The organism is Pseudomonas sp. BCRC 81390 (assembly GCF_030341915.1).
Taxonomy (GTDB): Bacteria; Pseudomonadota; Gammaproteobacteria; order Pseudomonadales; family Pseudomonadaceae; genus Aquipseudomonas.
Genome location: NZ_JATAAG010000019.1, coordinates 45,247 through 67,303, shown reverse-complemented (window position 1 = coordinate 67,303; position 22,057 = coordinate 45,247). Strand labels below are relative to the sequence as shown.

The window sequence follows — 22,057 nt, the reverse complement described above, 5'->3', positions numbered from 1 at the left end:
TGATTCAGCGCAAGTAGCGCTGCAACCGCAAGGCATCCCCCACTGCAGCACCGGAGGCCGTGTTGTCGAAGATGCACCAGGTCGGCACGCCAGCGGCATGGCTGCGCTGCAGCTGCTCGGCCAGGCATCGAAGATAGGCGTCGGTGTAGGCGCTGTGATAGATGCGCGGTTCGCCATGCAAGCGCCAGTAGACCAGGCCGGGCCAGCCACCTGGCTGGGCATCGGTGTCGAAGCGCGACGGGCTGGCTGCCACCTGGGCGATCTGCAAGTCGGTCAGCATCGACTGTGCGGCCTGCCAGCTGTCATGCCTGGGCTCCAACGCTACCGGCCCGGCATAGCGGGCACGCAAGTCGGCAAAGAATGGCCAGGCGGTCTCTCGGTGGTAATCCAGCGAAGGGGGCAATTGCACCAGCAGGCAGCCCAGGTGCTCGCCCAACCGGCCGCACTGGGCAAGGAATGTTTCCAACGCTGGCATGGCCCCGCGCAGGCGCAGCTCGTGGGTGATGTGCTTCGGCAACTTCACGGCAAAGCGAAAATCCGCCGTCACCGACGCTGCCCAGCGGGCATAGGTTTCGGGCCGATGCGGCCGGTAGAACGAACTGTTGATCTCGACCGCGTTCAAGCCCGTGGCGTAGCGCTGCAGGTGGCTGCCGGGCGCTGGAAACGCATCGGCGTACTGGCGAGGCAGGCTCCAACCTGCGCAACCCAGATGAATCATTACCTATCACTCCCTGATCGTTCCCCGGTGACGGGCTTCCTCAATGGAACGCCCCTGAGGCGCGACGTTCCATTGGCGACATCCAGTTGAACAGCTGGCGAACCAGGGCGACCTAAGCCAGGTAACCAACCTGCAAGGAGACACGCCATGATCGACCCCAACCACCCCGACCCGTATGTCGACGAGGTGCCGCACAATCCCGGCGAGCCTGTTCCCAAGCCTGAACCGGAACAGGAAGCCCCCGACTGGCCGGACGGCCAGGTGCCACCCGAGGAACAGTCCGACGGTTGAGCTTTAGCCGCCAAGTGACTCGACACTGGACGCCCGGCGCTCGGCCGCCATCCGCCGGGCGCGCCCCACCCCCCACACCAGAGCCCGGCTCATGGTTTCGCCGGGTCGTCGGGCATAGGCCCGTTCGTACAAGGCCGTGCCATCGGCCAGATACACCCCGATGAACAGCTGGGTTGCCCCAGTGCGTGACAGGCGCGTCTGCACCTCCAGGCTGGTGCCGTCGTCGAGGGTTTCCTCGTGGACCTGATGGTGCAGGATCGGATCGCACCAGTTGCGATACGTCTCGCCTCTCTTTTTCATGGGACAGCCCTCGTTGGTGTTGTCTTCCGTAGATCGCGGGGTTGAACCGCCCGCTGCAAAACAATCTGAACCATCGGACAGCCGGGCTAGCTGGACACTCGACAACCCCTGCACATCACCACTCGTCGCCTATGCGCAGATTCCATACAACCTTCCCCCACCTGCCCTTCTTCTAACTCAACAAGCCTGAACATTCGGTAACACAATACGGGACTAGAACATGGCAAAGGCATATACGGAAGCCGCCAGGCTGCTCGGCCTGCTGGTGCTGGGGGGCATCGCGCTGCAGTTGTCCGGGTGCGACATGGTGCTGTTCAACCCCAAGGGCCAGGTCGGCCTGGAGCAGCGCAACCTGATCATCCTCGCCACGTTGCTGATGCTGATCGTGGTGCTGCCGGTGATGGTCATGGCGCTGGTGTTCTCGGTGCATTACCGGGCCTCCAACGTCAAAGCGCGGTACACACCGGAGTGGAGCCACTCGCGGGCCATCGAGCTGGTGGTCTGGGGCGTGCCGCTGGTCATCATCATCGTCCTCGGCATCGTCACCTGGCGCTCCACCCATGCGCTGGACCCCTACCGCCCGCTGCAATCCGACGCCCGCCCGATCAAGGTGCAGGTGATTGCCACCGACTGGAAGTGGCTGTTCGTCTACCCCGAGCTGGGCATTGCCTCGGTCAACGAACTGGCCATGCCGGTGGATACGCCGGTGGACTTCCGGGTGACCTCGGACGGGGCCATCACCTCGTTCTTCATCCCCGCCCTGGGCGGGCAGATCTACGCCATGGCCGGCATGCAGACGCAGCTGCACCTGATCGCCAACCATGCCGGCAGCTATACCGGCATCGCCGCCAACTACAACGGCCCCGGTTTTTCCGACATGCACTTCAAGGTCCTCGCCCTCGACCCGGCCGGCTTCGACGCCTGGGTGGCCAAGGTCCGTGGTTCGCAGCGGCGCCTCGACCAGGCCAGCTACACGCAGCTGGCCAAGCCCAGCGTCGCCCACCCGGTGGTGCACTACGCCGCGGTCGATGCACACCTGTTCCAGTCACTGATCGACAAGTACCAGGGCGTCAAGCGCTCGCGCGAGGTCGAGCGGCGCCTGAGCGACCCACAAGCTGATGCAGCGCAACCCGGCAAGGAGTAACGCACATGTTCGGAAAACTGACCTGGGATGCCATCCCCCTCGGCGAGCCCATCATCATGTACACGCTGGCGGTGGTCGGGCTGATCGGCATCGGCGGCGTTGGCGCGATCAGCTACAAGCGCAAGTGGACGTACCTGTGGCAGGAATGGTTCACCTCGGTCGACCACAAGCGCATCGGTGTGATGTACATCGTGGTCGCCTTGGTGATGCTGCTGCGCGGCTTCGCCGATGCGCTGATGATGCGCACCCAGCAGGCCATGGCCGCCGATGGCTCGCCGGGCTACCTGCCACCGGAGCATTACGACCAGATCTTCACCGCCCACGGGGTGATCATGATCTTCTTCATGGCCATGCCGTTCGTGGTCGGCCTGATGAACATCGTGGTGCCGTTGCAGATCGGCGCCCGCGACGTGGCTTATCCGTTCCTCAACGCAGTCAGCTTCTGGCTGTTCGTTGCCGGTGCCCTGCTAGTCAACATTTCCCTCGGCATCGGCGAGTTCGCCCGTACCGGCTGGGTCGCCTACCCGCCGTTGTCCGGCATCGGCTACAGCCCGGGCGTCGGCGTGGACTACTACATCTGGTCGCTACAGATATCCGGCATCGGCACCTTGCTCACCGGCCTGAACTTCTTCGTCACCATCCTCAAGATGCGCACCACCGGCATGACCCTGTTCCGCATGCCGGTGTTCACCTGGACCGTGCTGTGCACCTCGATCCTGATCCTGGCGGCCTTCCCCATCCTCACCGCGACGTTGTTCATGCTCACCCTGGACCGCTACCTGGGCATGCACTTCTTTACCAACGAGCTGGGCGGCAACCCGATGATGTACATCAACCTCATCTGGGCCTGGGGCCACCCGGAGGTGTACATCCTGATCCTGCCGGCCTTCGGCATCTTTTCCGAAGTGGCATCGACCTTCTCGCGCAAGCGCCTGTTCGGCTACTACTCGCTGGTGTGGGCGACCATCGTCATTACCGTGCTGTCGTTCATCGTCTGGGTGCACCACTTCTTCACCATGGGCGCCGGGCCCAATGTCAACGCGTTCTTCGGCATCATGACCATGATCATCGCCGTGCCGACCGGGGTGAAGATCTTCACCTGGCTGTTCACCATGTACCGGGGGCGGGTGCGCTTCGAAACGCCGATGCTGTGGACCGTGGGTTTCATCGTCACCTTCAGCATCGGCGGCATGACCGGCGTACTGCTCGCCGTGCCGGGTGCCGACTTCCTGCTGCACAACAGCCTGTTCCTGATCGCGCACTTCCATAACGTGATCATTGGCGGCGCAGTGTTCGGCTACCTGTGCGGCCTCACCTACTGGTTCCCCAAGGCCTTCGGCTTCAAGCTCTACGACCCGCTGGGCCGCGCTGCGTTCTGGTGCTGGCTGGTCGGCTTCTATTGCGCCTTCATGCCGTCCTACTTCCTTGGCTTCATGGGCATGACCCGGCGCCTGAACCACTTCGACGTACCGGAGTGGCGGCCGTTGCTGCTGCTGGAGATGCTCGGCGTGCTGATCATCCTGTGCGGCGTGGCCTGCCAGGTCATGCAGCTGGTGGTAAGCATCCGCAAGCGCCACGAAAACCGCGACCACACCGGCGACCCGTGGGACGGGCGGACCCTGGAATGGGCCACCGCCTCGCCGCCGCCGTTCTACAACTTCGCCGAGCAGCCCGTGGTACATGGTATCGATGCCTACTGGGGGATGAAGGAAAAAGGCGTGAAGACCCTGGTGGAGGCGGACTTCCGCAAGATCCACATGCCTTGCAACACCAGCCTGGGTGTGGTGCTTGGGGCACTCTCCACGGTGATGGGCTTTGCCCTGGTCTGGCACATCTGGTGGCTGGTGATCGCCAGCCTGCTGGCCACGGTGGCGACGCTGGTGGTGCGCAGCTATGACCAGCACACCGAGTACTACGTGTCGGCCGAGGAAGTCGAGCGCGTGGAAACCGAACGGCGCCAACTGCTGGCGGAGGCCTGAGCCATGTCCCATATCGTGCTGAACGAAACCGCCCATCAGCAAGAGCAAGGCTACGAGGATGCTGGTTCCCTGAGCCTGTTCGGCTTCTGGATCTACCTGATGACCGACTGCATCCTCTTCGCCACGCTGTTCGCCACCTATGCCGTGCTGGGCCAGGCGGTGGCCGGCGGACCAAGCGCAGCGGACATCTTCGAGCTGCCGTATGTACTGGTCGAAACCTTCCTGCTGCTGTTCAGCAGCATCAGCTACGGCTACGCCATGCTGGCCAACCACCGCAAGGACAAACGCCGCGTGCTGCAGTGGCTGGGAGTGACCTTCCTGCTCGGCCTGGGCTTCATCGCCATGGAGTTCAACGAGTTCCACCACCTGATCGCCGAAGGCGCCGGTCCGCAGCGTAGTGCATTCCTGACCGGCTTCTTCACCCTGGTTGGCACCCATGGCCTGCATGTGCTGGTCGGCCTGGTGTGGATGGCCTTGCTGATGATCCAGGTGCAGCAACGCGGCCTGTGCTGCGTCAATTCCACACGCCTGAGCTGCCTGAGCCTGTTCTGGCACTTCCTCGACATCGTGTGGGTGTGCGTGTTTACCGTCGTCTACCTGTTCGGGGTGATCTGATGTCCAGTGAAAGCCAGGTCCACAGCAGTGCCGGTGCCAGCCAGAGCAGCCACCAATCCTACAACGTGGGTTTCCTGCTGGCCGCCATCCTCACCCTCGTGCCCTTCGGGCTGGCCATGTACCCGAGCCTGCCGCGCCACCTCACCTTTCTCCTGGTGCTGGTCTGCGCCGTGGTGCAGATCCTCGTGCACATGCTGTTCTTCCTGCACCTGACCACGGCACGGGAACAACGCTGGAGCCTGGTGGCGCTGGTGTTCACGGTGGTGATCATCGTGCTGCTGGTGGGGCTGTCGTTGTGGATCATGTACTACGTGCACGCCAACATGCTGGGCCTGTAGGCCCGGCCCCTGTCACCCGACCCTGACGGAAGGAGGCAAGCCCTCATGAATGATCGCATCATCGCATTGTTCGCCGAGACCACGCTGTTCGGCATTTCCATCCTCAACCTGTTGCTGGCATTGACCGTTTCCATCGTCACCTTCCTGGTCGCGCGGGCGGCCATCAGCTTCGTGCTGCGCCGTGTCAGGCGCTGGTCCGAACACGACGGCGTGCTGAGTCAGGTGCTGGCCAAGGTGCTCGCGGGCACCAGCAATTTCCTCCTGTTGCTGGCCTCGCTGCTGGTCGGCCTGAGCATGCTCGACCTGCCCGAGCGTTGGCTGACGCGGGTCGGCAGCCTGTGGTTCGTGGTCGCGGCGTTGCAGATCGGGTTGTGGGCCAACCGCGCCATTGGCCTGGGCCTGAGCCGCTACTTCGCGCGACACAGCAGCAGTGGGCTGAACCAGGGCAGCGCGCTGGCCACGTTGTCGGCCTGGGGCGCGCGAGTATTGCTGTGGTCCGTGGTACTGCTGGCAATGCTGTCCAACCTGGGCGTGAACATCACCGCCTTCGTCGCCAGCCTGGGTGTCGGCGGCATCGCCGTCGCGCTGGCGGTACAGAATATCCTCGGTGACCTGTTCGCCTCGTTGTCGATCGCCGTGGACAAGCCCTTCGAAGTGGGCGACTTCATCGTCATCGGCCCGCTGGCCGGCACGGTGGAACACGTCGGGCTGAAGACCACGCGCATTCGCAGCCTGGGTGGCGAGCAGATCGTGATGGCCAACGCCAGCATGATCAGCAGCACCATCCAGAACTACAAGCGCCTGCAGGAGCGACGCATCGTGTTCGAGTTCGGCCTGTCGTACGACACGCCCACCGAGGCGGTGAAGAAAGCGCCGGCGATCGTCGAGGAAGCTATCAAGGCGCAGGACCAGGTGCGCTTCGATCGCGCTCACCTGCGCGGTTTCGGCAAGGAAGCGCTGGAGTTCGAGTGCGTGTACATCGTCGAGGACCCGGGCTACAACCTGTACATGGACATCCAGCAGGCCATCAATTTCCGCCTGCTCGAGCGCTTCTCGAAGATCGGCGCCCAGTTTGCCGTACCGGTGCGCGCCATCAAGGTCACTGCCCTGCCGGAAGAAGCCCGTGCCCAGGGGCAAGGCCGCGGCAGCCTGGGTATCCGTGGCGCATGAAGGGGCGTCCTGCCCCGTTCATGCAGTTGGAGGTTCAGGGCTGCTGGTAATGGCCCGGCGAGGTGCCGGGCTGGTGCTCGTGTTCCAGGCGCTGGACCTGCACATCGGTGAAAGAAGTCGCCTCGTTGCGGTGCAGGCCTTGCAGGTAATCACGCGCAGCCTCCCTGCTCAGGTCTTCTTCGTCACTGCGCAACTCGCAGGTGCCCGGTTGGTTGTCGAGAATGTAGCTGATCAGGTACAGGTACTTGGCCATCGAAAAGCTCCTACTTGGCTGAATGGAAACGGACGACGCAGTGGGTTGATCCGGGTGCGGGCGATTCCGTTCAACAGCGATGACGGCTGGCTGCAGAGCATCCATTGCGGTGGAGAAAGGCACCGGCTGCGCCGGTGATCGCGGCTGAAGCCGCTCCTACCCGTGCAGCGTCAACCCGAAGCCGACGCGGCTCATACCTGTGGGAGCGGATTTATCCGCGATGCAGGCGACGCGGTAAATATCACGGTCATGCCAGCTGCCATCCGTCGAGTGGTTCGACCGTTCCAGCCCTTACGGGCCTCACAACAGTACCCATCACTGGAACGGAGAGGTACTTGAAATGGCAACCGTACAAGACAACCTGCTGGACTGGCTGCGCGACGCCCATGCCATGGAGCAACAGGCCGAAAGCATGCTCAAGGGCCAGGCCGAGCGCCTCGAGCACTACCCGCAGCTCAAGGGCCGTATCGTCCAGCACATCGAAGAAACCCAGGGCCAGCAACGCCTGCTGCTGGAATGCATCGAACGGCTGGGCGGCAGCACCTCCACCCTCAAGGACCTGGCCGGCAAGCTCATGGCGTTCGGCCAGGCTGTCGGGGGCATGGTCATGAGTGATGAAGTGGTCAAGGGCGCCATGTCCGGCTACGTGTTCGAGAACATGGAGATTGCCTCGTACACGGTACTGATCGAAGCCGCCGAGGCGGCTGGCGACAGCGCCACGGCCGAGGCGTGCAGGTCAATTCTGAAGGAAGAGGAAGCCATGGCCCAGTGGCTGAAGGAGCACCTGCCGGAAATCACCCGGGCGTTCCTGGCTCGCTCCGCTGACCCGGATGCCGAAGCCAAACGCTAAAAAGGGCCCGCAGCGGATCGCCTGATCCGTTGCGGGGTTTCATTACAGCGGCTCGTCGCCGTTGACCTTGCCCAGTTCTGCCCCGGTCAGGGGCTGCAACTCGGGGTTGGACAGGGTCCTGGCCTTCATCGCTTCGGCCGCAGCCGCCGACTGCTCGTCGAGCTGCACCGTCGCCATGCCGTCACCACCGTCTACCGCTGGTTCAGGCTGGTCGACATAGATCCAATCCTGGCCCTCGTTCCAGGAGCCACGCATCTCGCCGCCATGGGACATGTTGAAGTAGGTACGGTTGACTTCCGGGTCGCCCGGCAGCTTGCCTTGCGGGAAGTTCGGCTGAATCGAGTGCAAGGCTTTTTCGAACGACAGCTGGTGAGCGATTTCACGGCTCATCAGGAACCCCAGCGCATCCTTGATACCCGGGTCGTCGGTGACGTTGATCAAGCGTTCATAGACGATCTTCGCCCTGGCCTCTGCGGCAATATTCGAACGCAGGTCCGCCGTCGGCTCGCCGATGGTGTCGATATAGGCTGCGGTCCAGGGTATGCCACCGGAATTGACCAGCGCTGCACCACCGCCATACAACAGGCTGGTGACATGCGAATCGTTGCCGGCCCCAGTCAACGACCGGTACAACTCGCCTTCGGCCTCTACCCCTTCGGCCAGGCGCCCCTTGGCGCCCTTGTTCAGCATCACCACGATCGAGCCGATGATCTCCAGGTGGCTCAGTTCTTCGGTGGCAATGTCGAACAGCATGTCCTTGCGCCCCGGGTCATCCTCGGTCACTGCCTGGGTGAAGTAGCGCATCGCTGCGGCCAGTTCGCCCTGCGGGCCGCCGAACTGTTCCAGCAGCAGGTTCGCCAGGCCGGGGTTCGGCTGGGCGACGCGCACCGTATACTGCAGTCGCTTGTTGTGCATGAACATTGGCAAATCCTCATCAGCGTGCCGAGGCGGCCATGGCCGCCCCGGTCGGTTCAACGGTGATCAGCGGTTGTCATCGCTGTTGCGGCCACCGCCATGGCTGTGCTGGCCGCCTTTGCGACCGGCTTCGGAGGCTTTCTCGCGGTCGTTGGCAAAGTTGCCGCCGGAGGCCTGCCCGCCCTTCTGGCCTGCCTCGGAGGCACGTTCAGGATCGTTCTTGAAATTGCCGCCGGACATCTGCCCGCCTTTGTGGCCGGCCTCCGAAGCGCGCTCAGGATCGTTCTTGAAATTGCCACCGGACATCTGCCCGCCTTTGTGGCCGGCTTCAGCCGCGCGTTCAGGGTCGTTCTTGAAATTGCCACCCGACGCCTGTCCGCCCTTGTGACCCGCTTCCGATGCCTTCTCGCGGTCGTTGGCGAAATTGCCAGGGTTGGTGTTGGCGCTACCGCCCTGGTTGCTGCGTTTGTCGTCGTTGCTAGCCATGATGGTTCACCTCATGTGGTTAACACAGGTTGGTCTGTGTTCACTAATGACCGAAGGCAAACGCTGCAGGCTGAAAGTGTTTTCGCTATCGCTGACGAAATGCTTTAAGCACTTGGACACAAGATATTCGGGTTAACAAACCCCCTGCGAGGTATTGCTGCGGGTCTGCATCCGAGGTGCCAATTGCCTGCAAGCGGCCTTGCCTTGCACAAGGCCGCCGTGGGTTCAAGCCTGCCCGATACGGCAAACCGCTTCGATGGCTTCGACCAGCTCGTCGTACTGCACGGGTTTGGTCAGCCGCCGATCGAACAGCGTAACCTCGTTCGGCCGCTTGGCCTGGTTGCTACCGTAGCCGCTCAGGGCGATGGTGGGCGTGAGCTGGTGCTGCTTTTTCTCACGCAATGCACTGACGAACTCATGCCCGTCCATTTCCGGCATGCCGATATCCGTCAGGATGACATCGAAGCGTTTTTCACCGGCCTCCTGCAGCGCCTGACGTGGGTCGAGGTAACTGCTGACCAGCGCGTCTTCCATTTCCAGCAACATGCGCATCACATCGACCACTTCCGGCGAATCATCCACCAGCAGCACTCTCAGCCCTTTCAATCGGCCGTCAGCCTCCTTTGATGCGTCAGCCTGTGGCAGCTCGGGCTTGTCCCGGTTCGACAGCGGCAACTCGACGCTGAACGTCGAGCCATGCCCCAACCCGGCCGACCGGGCCACCACGCTACCGCCGTGGGCTTCGACCAACTGCCTGACCAAGGCCAGGCCAATACCCAGGCCGTCGCGGCGGTGGCTGGCATGTCTGGCCTGTTTGAACAGGTCGAAGATGCTGGACAGATCGGCAGCGGACAACCCCGGCCCGTTGTCGCTTATGTCCAGACGCGCGCAGTTTTCCGTGCGGCTCAGCATCACCCGTACCCGGGCTCTCTCGCCACTGAACTTCAAGGCATTGTTGAGCAGGTTCCACACCACCTGTTCGATCCGCGTCGGGTCAACATCGACAATCAGCGAGGAGCCCGGCTCGGGCAGTTCGAGGGTGATACGCGCCGACGGGTACTCCTCTGCAGCGATGGCGTGAATCGACTTGACCAGGCCGGCCAGGTCCAGCAACTGCTTTTTCAGTTTCAGCTTGCCAGTGCGCAGCCGGGCCGTGTCCAGCAGGTCGTCGATGATACGCGCCTGGCTGGTTACCGCGTCATTGATGGTAGCGATGGCCTTGCTCGCCTGAACGGTGTTGCGAACCGCCGGTAGCCGACGAAGGATTTCGGCGTTGAGCTGAATCAGGTTGAGCGGATGCTTCAGTTCATGCGACATCACTGCGAAGAACTCGTCCTTGAGCATGCTGTCGCTCTGCGTCTCGGCCAGCTGTTTGCTTTGCTCGTCCTGCAGGCGCTTGTGCCCGGTCAGGTCGCGGGCAATCTTGACGAAGCCTGCGGTTTCGCCGCGCAAGCGGGCTGTTTCGCCACTGCAATAGAAGCGGCTGCCATCCTTGTGCACATGCCAGCGCTCATCCTCCGCCCGGCCATGCTCCTGGGCGCGGCGCAATTCTGCTTCGGGCACGTCGGCGGCCTGGTCCTCGGCGGTGAACAGCAGGCTGAAGTGGCTGCCGGCAACCTCCTCGGCGCTGTAGCCGAAAATGTACTCGGCGCCCCGGTTCCAGTCAGTGATCAGGCCGTTGCCATCGAGGATGATGATGGCGAAATCCTGCGTGCTCTCTGCCACCAGGCGCATGCGTTCCTGGCCCAGGCGCAGGTCTTCTTCCGCTTCACGGCGCTTGGTGATGTCGATGAAGGTCAACACCGTGCCGTCGATATGGTCTTCGCTGGAGCGGTAAGGCAGCAGCCGGGCAATGTACCAGCGCTGGTCGCTGCTGCTGACCTCGCGTTCCATCATGGTCAGCGACTCGTAGACGGCGGTGGCATCGTCAGCCAGTTGCGGGTAGTCGAGCCGGTGCGTGATGTCCAGCAGCGAACGGCCGGTGTCCACCGGCAGCATGCTGAAAATATCCTTGGCCCGCGGAGTGAACCAGCGGATGTGCATGTTGCGGTCGACGAACACCGTGGCGATATCGGTGGAGGCGATCAGGTTGGCCAGGTAATCGTTGATCTTGTCGGTTTCCTCGACCTTGCTCTTGAGTTCGTAGTTGACCGTCAGCAGCTCTTCGTTGATCGACTGCAGTTCTTCCTTGCTGGTTTCCAGCTCTTCGGTGGCGGAACGCAGCTCTTCGTTGATCGCCTGCATCTCTTCGTTCGAAGCCTTCAGCTCTTCGCTGGAAACCTCCGACTGCTCGATGGTTTCCTGCAAGTGCAGTTTGGTCCGCTGCAGCTCGTTCTCGAGGCTGGCCATCACCTTGTTCTCGGTGAGCTGGTCGAACTCCAGCATCTGCTCACCGACACTCACCGGCGCCGCGTTGAACACGATGGTGCAGACTTCCTGCGCCGTCACATCGTCCTTGTAGGGCCGTGCGGCGATGTCGAGCCAGTAGTCGACATCACCCTCACTGAAACGCACCTTGCGCGACAGGGTGGCCTTGCCGCTCTGCTGCGCCTGGAACAGCGTGGTGCGCAACTCGAGCCGCAACTCGGGCATGATCAGGACCATCACGTTGCGCGCGACTTCGCCGGTCACGTAGCGCAGGAAACGCCCTGCCCCTTCGTTCATGTGCAGGATGTCGCCGTTGCTGTCGACAATCATGCTGGGTGGCATCTGCTGGGCCATGGCCCGGTTATGGATATCGGCGTAGGAAAACTTGCGCTGCACCTGCACCAGCGGTGCGGGCATGGCCAGGTTGGACAGGGTGAAACCGCCGCGGGGCATGGTCGGGGTGCGGCGGTTCACGCTGGCGCCGACCTTGGCGCGGAAGATGCGGTTACGCTTGTCTACCGGCGTGAACAGCTCGGGACAGGCATCGGCGGACTCCGACGAGCCCATGAACAGGTAGCCACCAGGCCGCAGGGCGAAGTGGAACATCTGCAGCATTTCCTTCTGGATTTCACGGTCCAGGTAGATGAGCAGGTTGCGGCAGACGATCAGGTCGATCTGCGAGAAAGGCGGGTCGGACAACAGGCTGTGCTTGGCGAACAACACCTTTTCGCGAACTTCCTTGCGCACCCGGTAATGCTCGTTTTCCTTGACGAAATACTGGCGCAGGCGCATCGGCGGCACGTCGGTGACGATGGCTTCCGAATAGAGCCCTGCGCGGCCAACGGCAATCGCGCGTTCATCGATGTCGGTGGCAAACACTTGCAGCTTCAACGGGTGGGACTCGAGCTTCTGGTGTTCCGCGCTCAGGATCGCCAGGCTGTAGGCCTCTTCACCGGTCGAGCAGCCAGCGGACCAGATGCGTACCTCTTCACGGTTATCTTCCTCGTCCCTGGTGCTGAGCAGCGAACCCAGCACATGGCGTTCGAGGGCTTCGAAGGCTTCGCGGTCGCGGAAGAAGTTGGTGACCCCGATCAGCATGTCGCCAAGCAGCTTCTTGGCTTCGTCCGGAGTGTCTTCCAGGTAACGCAGGTAGCTGGACAGATCCGGCTGGGTGGTCACCTGCAGCCTGCGCTCGATGCGGCGCAGCACGGTCGCGCGCTTGTAATGCTTGAAGTCGTGCCCGGTGCGGGTACGCAAGGTGCGCAGAATGTCCTGAATGACCCGCTCCGCGTCCTCGCGCTCGTGCTCTTCGCTCTGCGCGGACACTTTCAGGTCATGCGGCGCGGGCAACTTGATGGTCTGCGTGTTACGCCACAGCTCCAGCAATTTGTGCGGTATTTCAGCCACTGGCAATACGGCATCGACCATGCCGGTGGCGATCGCCGCCAGCGGCATGCCGTCGAACTCGGCATCGTCCGGGCTCTGCACGATGGTGATGCCGCCCTGTTCCTTGATTCGCGACAGGCCCACCGCGCCGTCACTGCCAGTACCGGACAGCACCAGGCAGAAGCTGTATTCCTTGTGCACGTCGGCCAGGTCGCGGAAGAACAGGTCGATGGCAATATGCTTGCCCAACGGCCGGGCCGACGGCACCACTTTCAGGTAGCCATCATTCATTGCCAATTGACTGGCGGGCGATATCACGTAGATATGATTCGGCTCGATGCGCGAGGTGCCTGTTACCTGAATGACCGGCATGGCAGTGGAGCCCTGCAGGATCTTGTCCGCCACGCTTTCGTGGTCTGGCGACAGATGCAGGACAATGACGAACGCCATGTCACTGTTTGCCGGCATGTGTTCGAGAAATACTTTCAGGGCGGCAAGCCCGCCCGCGGAGGCGCCGATGCCAACCACCGGGAAATTGAGATGACTTGGCACCATCCCGTCCCGCTCTGGGTGCGAGCTGGAAGAAGGTTTGATCGTCCTTTTCATTGTTTGCACTCGTATTCGATGAAACCCTGACGAGACAGCATGTTCTCGTGGGACTGGCGCAGGTGCGTGAAGCATCAATGATAACAAGTATTGATCTGCCGGGCGGTCATGGATTGCTGACTTGCCGGTTGCGATAGAAGGAACTTCAAGCGGCGTTAGTTGCGCTTGAAGTTCTACATAGCCAAATAAGTTGTACAGGTTTTCATGCGTTCGCACGCGGATTGCGCGGCAGCCAGGGAGGCAGGCAACAGCTGTGCAGGTGGGCGTGTGGACGCCCGCTGCCACAGGGGCGTGCACGCTGGAGCCGCTACGTTTGCCGGCGTCGCGTGCTCAGTTCGATCCAGGTTGGCGCATGGTCGCTGGCCTTGGCTTCGTTACGCACCCAGGCATCGACGCCCGCCCGTTTCAGGTAGGGTGCCAGATCAGGGTTGAGCAACAGATGGTCGATACGAAGGCCGGCGTTGCGCGCCCAGTGGTTGCGGAAATAATCCCAGAAGGTGTAGATCCGCTCGTCCGGATACAGCTGGCGGATGGCATCGACCCAGCCCTGCCCAAGCAAGCGGGCGAAGCACGCCCGCGATTCCGGCTGCAGTAACGCATCCTTCAGCCAGGAGCGCGGATTGTAGATATCCATGTCGGTGGGGACGACATTGAAATCACCGGCCAGCACCGTAGGGTGGCCACTGCCGTACAAACCCTGGGCGTGCTGGATCAGGCATTCGAACCAACGCAGTTTGTACTCGAATTTCGGCCCCGGTTGCGGGTTGCCGTTCGGCAGGTAGAGGCATGCCACCAGCACGCCATGCACTGCCGCTTCCAGATAGCGGCTTTGCGTGTCGTCCTCCATGCCTGGCAGGCCACGACGCACCTCCAGCGGCTCGCTGCCCCGCGCCAGAATGGCCACGCCGTTCCACGACGGCTGCCCCTGGTAGATACAGCCATAACCCGCTGCCTCTAGCGCCTGCCGCGGAAACTGCTGATCCGCCGCCTTGAGCTCCTGCAGGCAGGCGATGTCCGGCTGTTCCCGTTCCAGCCAGGCGAGCAGTGCCGGCAGGCGGCTGCGAATGCCGTTGATGTTGAAGGTGGCGATCTTCAGCGCTTTCATGCGTCGGGGTCGCTGACATGGGCCTGCACGGCATCTTCCAGGGCGTGCACGTGGGCATCGTCGGCCAGTGCCTTGAGCGCCAGCCAGTCGTCCCAGTCAATCGCGCCGTCGTCGCGCAGGGCTTCGGCGGTGCGTACCAGTTCATGGTGGTAGGCATCCGGTGACTCGCGCCGGTAGCTGATGTCGTCGTACTGGGCGTACCAGGCCGCAAGCTCGGGGATGCTGCGTTCAATGCTCATCAGGGGAACCCTCACTGTACCCTTTGCATGTAAGAGCACCCTCGTCGCGCGACGTTCAACTTCAGCGCGGCCCACCACGCGTGCCAGCCCAGATGAAAAAAACAACTTCCCGGTTGCTGTCATGGTCCCAAGCTAAAGGCGCACCTGGAGACGAGATCATGAAATTCGCCCAATTCTGCCAATGGTTGTCCAACCACGCCGGACGCCCTCAGACCTTCCTCATCGCGCTCCTGCTCATCGTGATATGGGGCCTCACCGGGCCCTGGTTTCACTACAACGATACCTGGCAGCTGATCATCAACACCTCCACCACGATCATCACCTTCCTGATGGTGTTCCTGATCCAGAACACCCAGAACCGCGACAATGACATCATCCACGTCAAGCTCGACGAGCTGATTCGGGCGACCAAGCACACGGAAATGTCGGTACTCGACCTGGAAGACATGGACAGCAAGAAGTTGCAGGCACTGCGCAAGGAGTACCGGGCCCTGGCGGAAGGCGGCCAGGGCGAAGGCCGGCAAACCGACGCCGAGGAGAAGGCACAACGGGAACAGCAGCTGCGTGACCAACAACGCTAGGGCATGGTCATGCGGGTGAAACTTTCCTCCGGCACGCCAAGTCCAGACCCCTATCGATGACAGCCCGGGAGACGAGCATGACTGGCACGGTAGGCGATTTTCTGGTGGAGCGCCTGTATCAATGGGGCGTAAGACGCATCTTCGGTTACCCCGGCGATGGTATCAATGGCGTGTTCGGCGCGCTGGCCAGGGCCAATGGCAAGATCCAGTTCATCCAGGCCCGGCATGAGGAAATGGCCGCCTTCATGGCCAGCGCGCATGCCAAGTTCACCGGCGAACTTGGCGTGTGCATGGCCACCTCCGGCCCCGGCGCTTCGCACCTGCTGACCGGCCTGTACGACGCCCGCATGGACCACCAGCCGGTGCTGGCCATCGTCGGCCAGCAGGCACGCGCAGCACTCGGCGGGCACTACCAGCAGGAGCTGGACCTGCTGTCGATGTTCAAGGATGTGGCCGGTGCCTTCGTCCAGCAGGCCTCGACCCCGGCACAAGTGCGCCACCTGCTCGACCGCGCGGTGCGCACCGCCATCGGCGAGCGCCGGGTCACCGCCATCATCCTGCCCAACGACCTGCAGGACCTGCCCTACCACGAACCGGCCAGGGCACACGGCACCGTGCATTCCGGCGTCGGCTACAGCAGGCCCAGGGTGCTGCCTTTCGCGGCGGACCTGCAGCGCGCCGCCGACGTGCTGAATGCCGGACGCAAGGTGGCGATACTGGTCGGCGCCGGTGCCCTGCAGGCTAGCGAACAGGTGATTGCGGTGGCAGAGCGTCTGGGTGCCGGTGTGGCCAAGGCGCTGCTGGGCAAGGCCGTGCTGCCCGACGACCTGCCGTGGGTCACCGGTGCCATCGGGCTGCTCGGCACCGAACCCAGTTACCGGCTGATGAGCGAATGCGACACCTTGCTGATGATCGGTTCCGGCTTCCCTTATGCTGAGTTCCTGCCCAAGGAAGGCCAGGCCCGCGGCGTACAGATCGACCTGCAGCCGGACATGCTCAGCTTGCGCTACCCGATGGAGGTGAACCTGGTCGGTGATGCCGGTGAAACCCTGGCGGCGCTATTGCCGCTGCTCGAGCACAAACCTGAACGGGGCTGGCGCGACGCGATCGAAAGCTGGCGTGCGCAGTGGGACCAGACCCTGGCCAAACGCGCCCACGCCAAGGCTGAGCCGCTGAACCCGCAGCGCGTGGTGTACGAACTTTCCCCGCGCCTGCCGGACCAGGCCATTGTCACCAGTGATTCCGGCTCCTGCGCCAACTGGTTCGCCCGCGACCTGCAGATTCGCAGGGGCATGCAGTGCTCGCTGTCCGGCGGCCTGGCCAGCATGGGCGCCGCCGTGCCCTACGCCATCGCCGCCAAGCTCGCCCACCCGCAGCGCTGTGTGGTGGCGCTGGTCGGTGACGGCGCGATGCAGATGAACAACCTGGCTGAATTGATCACCGTGGCAAAGTACTGGCGGCAATGGGAGAACCCGCAATGGATCTGCGCGGTGTTCAACAACGAAGACCTCAACCAGGTTACCTGGGAGCAACGCGTAATGGAGGGCGACCCGAAGTTCGAGGCGTCGCAGTCGATCCCCGACGTGCCCTATCACCTGTTCGCCATATCCATTGGCCTGGAGGGCATCCATGTGGACCGCGAGGAAGACATCGGCCCTGCCTGGGAGCGTGCGTTGGCGGCTGATCGGCCGGTGCTGATCGAATTCAAGACCGACCCGGACGTGCCTCCGCTGCCGCCGCATATCAAGCTGGAGCAAGCGAAGAAGTTCGCCAGCGCCTTGCTCAAGGGCGACCCTGACCAGGCCGGTATCATCGTGCAGACGGCCAGGCAAGTACTCAGCTCGGTGTTGCCGGGCAAGAAATGAGCGATTGGGTGGCCGCAACACGCTCGCCGCGAACCGGTTTCCCGGTTCGCGGCGCAATCGACGGGTTGCTCAAGCGATCAGGATGTAATGCCGGCAAACTGCCAGACAGGCATCTGAGCCGGTTCAGCCTCGCTGCGTTTGCGCGCCCACTGGGTCAAGGCAGCCATCAAGGCAAAGCCGAGCAGGATCATTACCGGGTAGGCCAGCAGCAACTCGGTCAGCGAGTACTTCCAGGCCAGTGGCCGGCCGACACCGAGCATGGCCGCATACAGCCAGGACACACCGGACAGCGCACCGGAGAACAACGCAAACATGCGCATGCTGAAATTCAGTTCGAGCAAAGAACCCGCTTTGAGCAGAGCAGGCAAAACATAGCGATGCAAGAGCATGCCATTGAAAGTCAACAACAGGACGATAATGAGCTTTGCCTGAAGTTTGGGGTTGGCAAAATAATTCATGCCTTTATCAAGGTAGTCGATACCCACTACGGCGGCCCCGGTCAGCCATAAAAAAATGAGCGCGTTGGCTACAGAGCGCTGCAAACTGGCCATATGTTTGCCGTCTTGCCCGGTATTCGTATGCCCCTTCAACAAGTTTCTGACCATTTCCACATCGCTGGCGAAGACCAGACCGATGGCAATGCAACAGGCCAGCAAATGAACGTAAATCACTGACAACCGCACCAGCTCCATGGATTCTTTTTGCCCGAACAGGCTAATAATTGTATTGATCTCCACGACGTATTCTCCACGTAATGCGTTAGCGCTAGATGATCTTGCCATAGGCGTGCGAAAGGAGTGCTCGCAGCGGCAAGAACAAATTCATATCGGTTCAAGTGCAACAGCAGATAGTTATTTCAGGTGCACAAATATGTACCCGAAGAGCCTCGGTAAGGCATGGCGTTACTCCACTATTCAAAAAAAAGAAAAGCCCCCACAAACATCCCTGCGATGCCGATGAGGTTGAACGTCCATAAGTTCCGGGGCGAGCGCGCAAGGGCGAGATCCGGCAAGGAATGCCCTGCTGGCAAATAGGAGTCACACACATCCAAATCGTTCATTTCTCAAGCGAAACGACCGACAGGCGGCACACTTTGTTACATTAGTTAGTTTGCTAAGTTATTGCAATTTGACCGCTTGGAAAGTTTTTCCAACAACTGGATCCAAACTTGGCGAGGGACATTGGATTGCTCTATTCCGCTGTTTCTCGGTAAGCAGTTTGCCCAATGCCCTGGCCTGTAGTGCCATCAGTTTGGCCTAATTACCCCTGTTGCGTGAACTCGAGCTGTAGCTGCGCAAGCGGCTTCCGCCGCGACCACCGGTACAGCCGCTGCCATCGAAGCAGCTGCGCGTGCCTGGGTCGAAGGTGGCCTAGCCCAGCAACTGGCTCAATACCGCACGCAATTTCCCCGGCTTGACCGGTTTGTTCAGCAATGGCGCGCCGAGCTTGTGCAAGGACCGGCGGCACTGATCGCTACGGTCGGCGGTGATGATCACCGCAGGAATGGCATGGCCGAAATGTTCGCGCAAGTGCCTGATCACCTCGCAGCCGACCACACCGTGATCGAGGTGAAAATCGGCCAGGATCAATTCCGGCGCCCGGCCTTCCAGGGCCAGCAATGCCCCTGCCTGGTCGGTGGCAGTCACCACTTCGCAGCCCCACTGCCCAAGCAGCGCCCCCATGCTCTCGAGGATGCTCAGCTCGTTGTCCACCACCAGCAGCCGGCGGCCCGGCAACGGGTTGCCGGTGCCCGGTTGCGGCGTGGCCGGATGCACCGGCAGCGGTACCGCTTGGCCAAGCGGCACTGCAATGCTGAACACCGAGCCACGCCCCGGCCACGAGCGCACCTCGACCCGGTAGCCAAGGATCTTGGCAATCCGTTCGACAATCGCCAGCCCAAGCCCCACGCCCTTGCGATCGGCGGCACGGCCCACGTCCAGCTGGTTGAACTCGAGGAATATCGCTTGCAGCCGGTCCTGTGCGATACCCCGCCCGGTGTCCCAGACCTCCAGGCGCAAGTACCTGCCCCGGCGCCTGGCACCCAACAGGATCCGGCCATGCTCGGTATAGCGGCAGGCGTTGCTGAGCAAGTTGCGCAGGATGCGCGTCATCAGCCGCAGGTCGGTGCTGATGGCATAGTCGCCAATCCGCGCGCGCAGCTTCAGGCCCGCTGCGTCGGCCACCGTGCGGAATTCCGAAACCAGCGGCGCGAACAGCTCGTCGAGACGGTACAGCGCCACATCCGGCTTGACCGCGGCCTGGTCGAGCCGAGAAATGTCGAGCAAGTCGGTGAGCAGGTCTTCGGCACCTTCGAGGGCTTGATGGGTACGCTCCACCAGCACTTTCTCGGCTTCCGGCAAGGGCCGTTCGCGCAACGTCGAAATCAGCAGCCGCGCCGCATTCAGCGGCTGCAACAGGTCATGGCTGGCTGCCGCGAGGTACTTGTCCTTGCTGCGGTTGGCGGTTTCCGCAGCATCGCGGGCAACCCGCAGGGCACGGGCGATCTGTTTGCGTTCGGCGATCTGCTGTTGCAGGTTGCGGTTGGCCTCCAGCAGTTCATCGGTGCGCGCGGCCACCCGTTGCTCAAGCTCGTCGTTGAGTTGCTGCAGGCGCTGCTGGGCCAGCTTGCGTTCGGTGATATCGGCGACGAACCCTTCCACCAGGCCCTCGTGGCCAGGCTTGAGCAGCAGGTTCATCAGCACATCGAGGTGGCTGCCATCCTTGCGCCGCAAGCGGGTTTCGTAACCGTGCAGGCTGCGTTCACGGGCCAGGGTCGCGGTGATGGCGTGCAATTCGTCGGCCTCGACGAACAGGTCGCTGGCAAAGTCCGTCAGGCATTGCAGCAATGCTTGCGGGCTGTCGTAACCGAGCATGCGCGCCAACGCCGGGTTGGCCGCACGCATGCCGTCTTGCAGGCTGGCCTGGAAAATCCCGTGCACGGCATTTTCGAACAACCATTTGTAGCGGTTGCGTTCGGCCTCCAGCTCGTCCAGGCGCGCCGCCAGCTCCGGGTAATGGCTCTTGCGTGCCGAGTGGTCGCCCAGCCCCAGCAGCCCGGCCAGCGCCCGCTGCTGGTCGTCAGAGGGCCTCGCCATACACCACCTCGACATCACGCTGGCTCGACGCGCGCGGGTTGGTAAGAATGCACGGATCGTCCATCGCGTGTTGCGACAGGAACGGAATGTCGGTTGTGCGCACGCCGTGCAGGCCCAGGGTTTCATGGAAGCCGATGGCATGCTTCAAGGCGATCAGGTGTTCCACCAGGCGCGCACAGATCTGCCGGTGATTGAGCCCACGGCAGTCGATGCCCAGCACTTCGGCTATCACCTTGAAGCGCTCCGGCGCCGAGCTGTAGTTGAACGCCACCACGTGCTCCACCAGCACCGCATTGCACAAGCCATGAGGCAGGTCGAGGAACCCGCCCAGGCTGTGCGACATGGCGTGCACCGCCCCGAGGATCGCGTTGGAAAACGCCAAACCGGCCTGCATGCTGCCCAGCATGATCTTCTCGCGCAGGGCGATGTCGCCGGGGTTGGCGATCATCTCCACCAGGTTGCCGTTGATCAGGCGCATGGCTTCCAGCGCATGGGGGTCGGTCAGCGGGCCGTGGCCAGTGGACACAAAGGCCTCGATGGCATGCACCAGCGCGTCGATGCCGGTGCAGGCCGACAGGAACGGGTCCATGCTCAGGGTGGTTTGCGGGTCGATCAGCGACACGTCCGGTACCACCGCCTTGCTGACGATGGAGAACTTCATGCGCTCCTGCTGGTTGGAAATGATCACGAACTGCGAGACATCGGCCGAGGTACCGGCGGTGGTCGGGATCAGGATCAGCGGCGGGCTGGGCACGCGGATCGTGTCCACGCCTTCGAATTCGAGGATGCTGCGCCCGTGGGCGACCACGATGCCGATAGCCTTGCCGCAATCCATCGGGCTGCCGCCACCGACCGCGACAATCACGTCACAGTGGTTCTGCCGGTAGATCTCGGCGCCGAGCATCACTTCCTCGACCCGTGGGTTGGGCGATACGCCGCTGTACAGGCAGTAGTCGATGCCCTGCGCCTGCAGGCTGGCCTCGACGTCGGCGACCCAACCGGCGGCGATCACACCCGGATCGCTGACCACCAGGACCTTGCGCGCGCCGAAGGTCTTGGCGTAATTGGCCACGTTATGCCGGCAACCGGCACCGAAAATGATTTCAGGCGAAACGAACTTGCGAAGCGGGCTGAAACTCTGGCTCATCGGAAAGCCTGTTCTTATTGTTCTGGAAGGTAACCGCCAGCGTAAAGCATCCCGTGGCGAAAGCAACCAGACCAAAGCCTGGCCACGGCTCATTCGACCCAGCACTTGGCGCGGGCCACCTCCAGGAACGCCAGCACATCCTCGTCGAGCCCGGTCACCCCGGGGAAACGCTGCGCCAGCCGGGCGATGACTGCCGCCACGCTACGCTGGCCATCGAGCAGTTCAAGCACCCAGCCGGCACTGGCGTTGAGCTCGATGACGCCCCCCGCATGCTGCAACACCGGGCATGCCAGGTGCGGCTCCCAACGCAGGCGGAAGCCGCGGGCCAGGGCCAGGGTCTGCTCGGGATCGATCAATTCCACAGGGGCTTCGTACACAAGGTCCGGCCATCGCAACGATGGCCGGCCAGGCATCAACGATTGGCGAAATACATCGTTACTTCGAAGCCAATGCGCAGGTCGGTAAAGGCGGGTTTAGTCCACATGGGGCGGTCCTGTTGTTGTGCCGGGCGATTCCGGTAGAGGCATTAATGCATGCTGGGCGCCAGGACCGAATGCTACTTTGGAACGAGCTTGCGAGGTGCGTTGGTAGGAGGATCGGTTGCGCG

22 protein-coding genes are annotated in these 22,057 nt (G+C 62.4%); 9 read left to right on the top strand and 13 right to left on the bottom strand.

The window, feature by feature from the left end:
• Nucleotides 1-4: 4 nt before the first annotated feature.
• On the bottom strand, nucleotides 5-718 hold the full coding sequence (locus QSV36_RS09165) for a DUF72 domain-containing protein (protein WP_289131274.1): 714 nt from the start codon (nucleotides 716-718) through the stop codon (nucleotides 5-7).
• A 147-nt stretch (nucleotides 719-865) separates the two neighbouring features.
• Between QSV36_RS09165 and QSV36_RS09160 the strand changes: the two genes are divergently transcribed.
• Nucleotides 866-1,009 (top strand): hypothetical protein, encoded by a 144-nt coding sequence (locus tag QSV36_RS09160; RefSeq protein WP_289131273.1) that lies wholly within the window; start codon nucleotides 866-868, stop codon nucleotides 1,007-1,009.
• Between the two features lie 3 nt (nucleotides 1,010-1,012).
• On the opposite strand, the gene QSV36_RS09155 is transcribed toward QSV36_RS09160, so the two are convergent.
• Nucleotides 1,013-1,309: a hypothetical protein gene (locus QSV36_RS09155; protein ID WP_289131272.1), complete on the bottom strand. Its 297-nt coding sequence runs from the start codon at nucleotides 1,307-1,309 to the stop codon at nucleotides 1,013-1,015.
• 220 nt (nucleotides 1,310-1,529) lie between these two features.
• On the opposite strand from QSV36_RS09155, the gene cyoA reads away from it, so the two are divergent.
• From cyoA to QSV36_RS09130, 5 genes are read left to right on the top strand one after another with little or no spacing between them, the layout of a single operon-like run.
• Nucleotides 1,530-2,453, top strand: a complete 924-nt coding sequence (cyoA, locus tag QSV36_RS09150; protein WP_289131271.1) for a ubiquinol oxidase subunit II — start codon at nucleotides 1,530-1,532, stop codon at nucleotides 2,451-2,453.
• 5 nt (nucleotides 2,454-2,458) lie between these two features.
• Complete coding sequence (cyoB, locus tag QSV36_RS09145; RefSeq protein WP_289131270.1) at nucleotides 2,459-4,432, top strand: cytochrome o ubiquinol oxidase subunit I; 1,974 nt, start codon at nucleotides 2,459-2,461, stop codon at nucleotides 4,430-4,432.
• 3 nt (nucleotides 4,433-4,435) lie between these two features.
• Nucleotides 4,436-5,047 carry a cytochrome o ubiquinol oxidase subunit III gene (cyoC, locus tag QSV36_RS09140; protein WP_289131269.1) on the top strand — a complete coding sequence of 204 codons (612 nt, stop codon included), beginning with the start codon at nucleotides 4,436-4,438 and terminating at the stop codon, nucleotides 5,045-5,047.
• Nucleotides 5,047-5,385, top strand: a complete 339-nt coding sequence (gene cyoD / locus QSV36_RS09135) for a cytochrome o ubiquinol oxidase subunit IV (RefSeq protein WP_170029565.1) — start codon at nucleotides 5,047-5,049, stop codon at nucleotides 5,383-5,385. The genes cyoC and cyoD overlap by 1 nt, the downstream gene beginning before the upstream one ends.
• Before the next feature lie 45 nt (nucleotides 5,386-5,430).
• Nucleotides 5,431-6,555 (top strand): mechanosensitive ion channel family protein, encoded by a 1,125-nt coding sequence (locus QSV36_RS09130; RefSeq protein WP_289131268.1) that lies wholly within the window; start codon nucleotides 5,431-5,433, stop codon nucleotides 6,553-6,555.
• Nucleotides 6,556-6,589: 34 nt separating this feature from the next.
• Here QSV36_RS09130 and QSV36_RS09125 read toward each other — a convergent pair whose 3' ends face one another.
• Nucleotides 6,590-6,808 carry a hypothetical protein gene (locus QSV36_RS09125; protein WP_225778150.1) on the bottom strand — a complete coding sequence of 73 codons (219 nt, stop codon included), beginning with the start codon at nucleotides 6,806-6,808 and terminating at the stop codon, nucleotides 6,590-6,592.
• Between the two features lie 340 nt (nucleotides 6,809-7,148).
• Between QSV36_RS09125 and QSV36_RS09120 the strand changes: the two genes are divergently transcribed.
• Nucleotides 7,149-7,658 (top strand): ferritin-like domain-containing protein, encoded by a 510-nt coding sequence (locus QSV36_RS09120; protein WP_170029562.1) that lies wholly within the window; start codon nucleotides 7,149-7,151, stop codon nucleotides 7,656-7,658.
• 42 nt (nucleotides 7,659-7,700) lie between these two features.
• On the opposite strand, the gene QSV36_RS09115 is transcribed toward QSV36_RS09120, so the two are convergent.
• From QSV36_RS09115 to QSV36_RS09095, 5 genes are all read right to left on the bottom strand, one after another.
• Nucleotides 7,701-8,579 carry a manganese catalase family protein gene (locus QSV36_RS09115; RefSeq protein WP_289131267.1) on the bottom strand — a complete coding sequence of 293 codons (879 nt, stop codon included), beginning with the start codon at nucleotides 8,577-8,579 and terminating at the stop codon, nucleotides 7,701-7,703.
• A gap of 60 nt (nucleotides 8,580-8,639) precedes the next feature.
• On the bottom strand, nucleotides 8,640-9,059 hold the full coding sequence (locus QSV36_RS09110; RefSeq protein ID WP_186674445.1) for a con-10 family general stress protein: 420 nt from the start codon (nucleotides 9,057-9,059) through the stop codon (nucleotides 8,640-8,642).
• A gap of 225 nt (nucleotides 9,060-9,284) precedes the next feature.
• Nucleotides 9,285-13,418, bottom strand: a complete 4,134-nt coding sequence (locus QSV36_RS09105; RefSeq protein WP_289131266.1) for a CheR family methyltransferase — start codon at nucleotides 13,416-13,418, stop codon at nucleotides 9,285-9,287.
• A gap of 307 nt (nucleotides 13,419-13,725) precedes the next feature.
• The gene (xth, locus tag QSV36_RS09100) at nucleotides 13,726-14,523 is read right to left on the bottom strand and encodes an exodeoxyribonuclease III (RefSeq protein WP_289131265.1); all 798 of its coding nucleotides are present in this window, start codon (nucleotides 14,521-14,523) and stop codon (nucleotides 13,726-13,728) included.
• Nucleotides 14,520-14,762 carry a hypothetical protein gene (locus QSV36_RS09095; RefSeq protein ID WP_186674449.1) on the bottom strand — a complete coding sequence of 81 codons (243 nt, stop codon included), beginning with the start codon at nucleotides 14,760-14,762 and terminating at the stop codon, nucleotides 14,520-14,522. The genes xth and QSV36_RS09095 overlap by 4 nt, the downstream gene beginning before the upstream one ends.
• 158 nt (nucleotides 14,763-14,920) lie before the next feature.
• On the opposite strand from QSV36_RS09095, the gene QSV36_RS09090 reads away from it, so the two are divergent.
• Complete coding sequence (locus tag QSV36_RS09090) at nucleotides 14,921-15,343, top strand: low affinity iron permease family protein (protein ID WP_289131264.1); 423 nt, start codon at nucleotides 14,921-14,923, stop codon at nucleotides 15,341-15,343.
• 77 nt (nucleotides 15,344-15,420) lie between these two features.
• Complete coding sequence (locus QSV36_RS09085) at nucleotides 15,421-17,208, top strand: thiamine pyrophosphate-requiring protein (RefSeq protein WP_289131263.1); 1,788 nt, start codon at nucleotides 15,421-15,423, stop codon at nucleotides 17,206-17,208.
• A gap of 77 nt (nucleotides 17,209-17,285) precedes the next feature.
• Here QSV36_RS09085 and QSV36_RS09080 read toward each other — a convergent pair whose 3' ends face one another.
• The 5 genes from QSV36_RS09080 to pqqA all read right to left on the bottom strand — a co-directional run bounded on the left by QSV36_RS09080 (nucleotide 17,286) and on the right by pqqA (nucleotide 21,934).
• Complete coding sequence (locus tag QSV36_RS09080) at nucleotides 17,286-17,900, bottom strand: hypothetical protein (protein ID WP_289131537.1); 615 nt, start codon at nucleotides 17,898-17,900, stop codon at nucleotides 17,286-17,288.
• 678 nt (nucleotides 17,901-18,578) lie between these two features.
• Complete coding sequence (locus tag QSV36_RS09075) at nucleotides 18,579-20,303, bottom strand: PAS domain-containing hybrid sensor histidine kinase/response regulator (protein WP_289131262.1); 1,725 nt, start codon at nucleotides 20,301-20,303, stop codon at nucleotides 18,579-18,581.
• A complete protein-coding gene (gene ercA, locus QSV36_RS09070; protein ID WP_289131261.1) occupies nucleotides 20,287-21,450 on the bottom strand; it encodes an alcohol dehydrogenase-like regulatory protein ErcA in 1,164 nt (387 codons plus the stop codon). The genes QSV36_RS09075 and ercA overlap by 17 nt, the downstream gene beginning before the upstream one ends.
• 89 nt (nucleotides 21,451-21,539) lie before the next feature.
• The gene (gene pqqD, locus QSV36_RS09065) at nucleotides 21,540-21,812 is read right to left on the bottom strand and encodes a pyrroloquinoline quinone biosynthesis peptide chaperone PqqD (protein ID WP_289131260.1); all 273 of its coding nucleotides are present in this window, start codon (nucleotides 21,810-21,812) and stop codon (nucleotides 21,540-21,542) included.
• A 50-nt stretch (nucleotides 21,813-21,862) separates the two neighbouring features.
• Entirely contained in the window at nucleotides 21,863-21,934 is a 72-nt protein-coding gene (gene pqqA, locus QSV36_RS09060; protein WP_003253598.1) for a pyrroloquinoline quinone precursor peptide PqqA, read from the bottom strand.
• Between the last annotated feature and the right edge of the window lie 123 nt (nucleotides 21,935-22,057).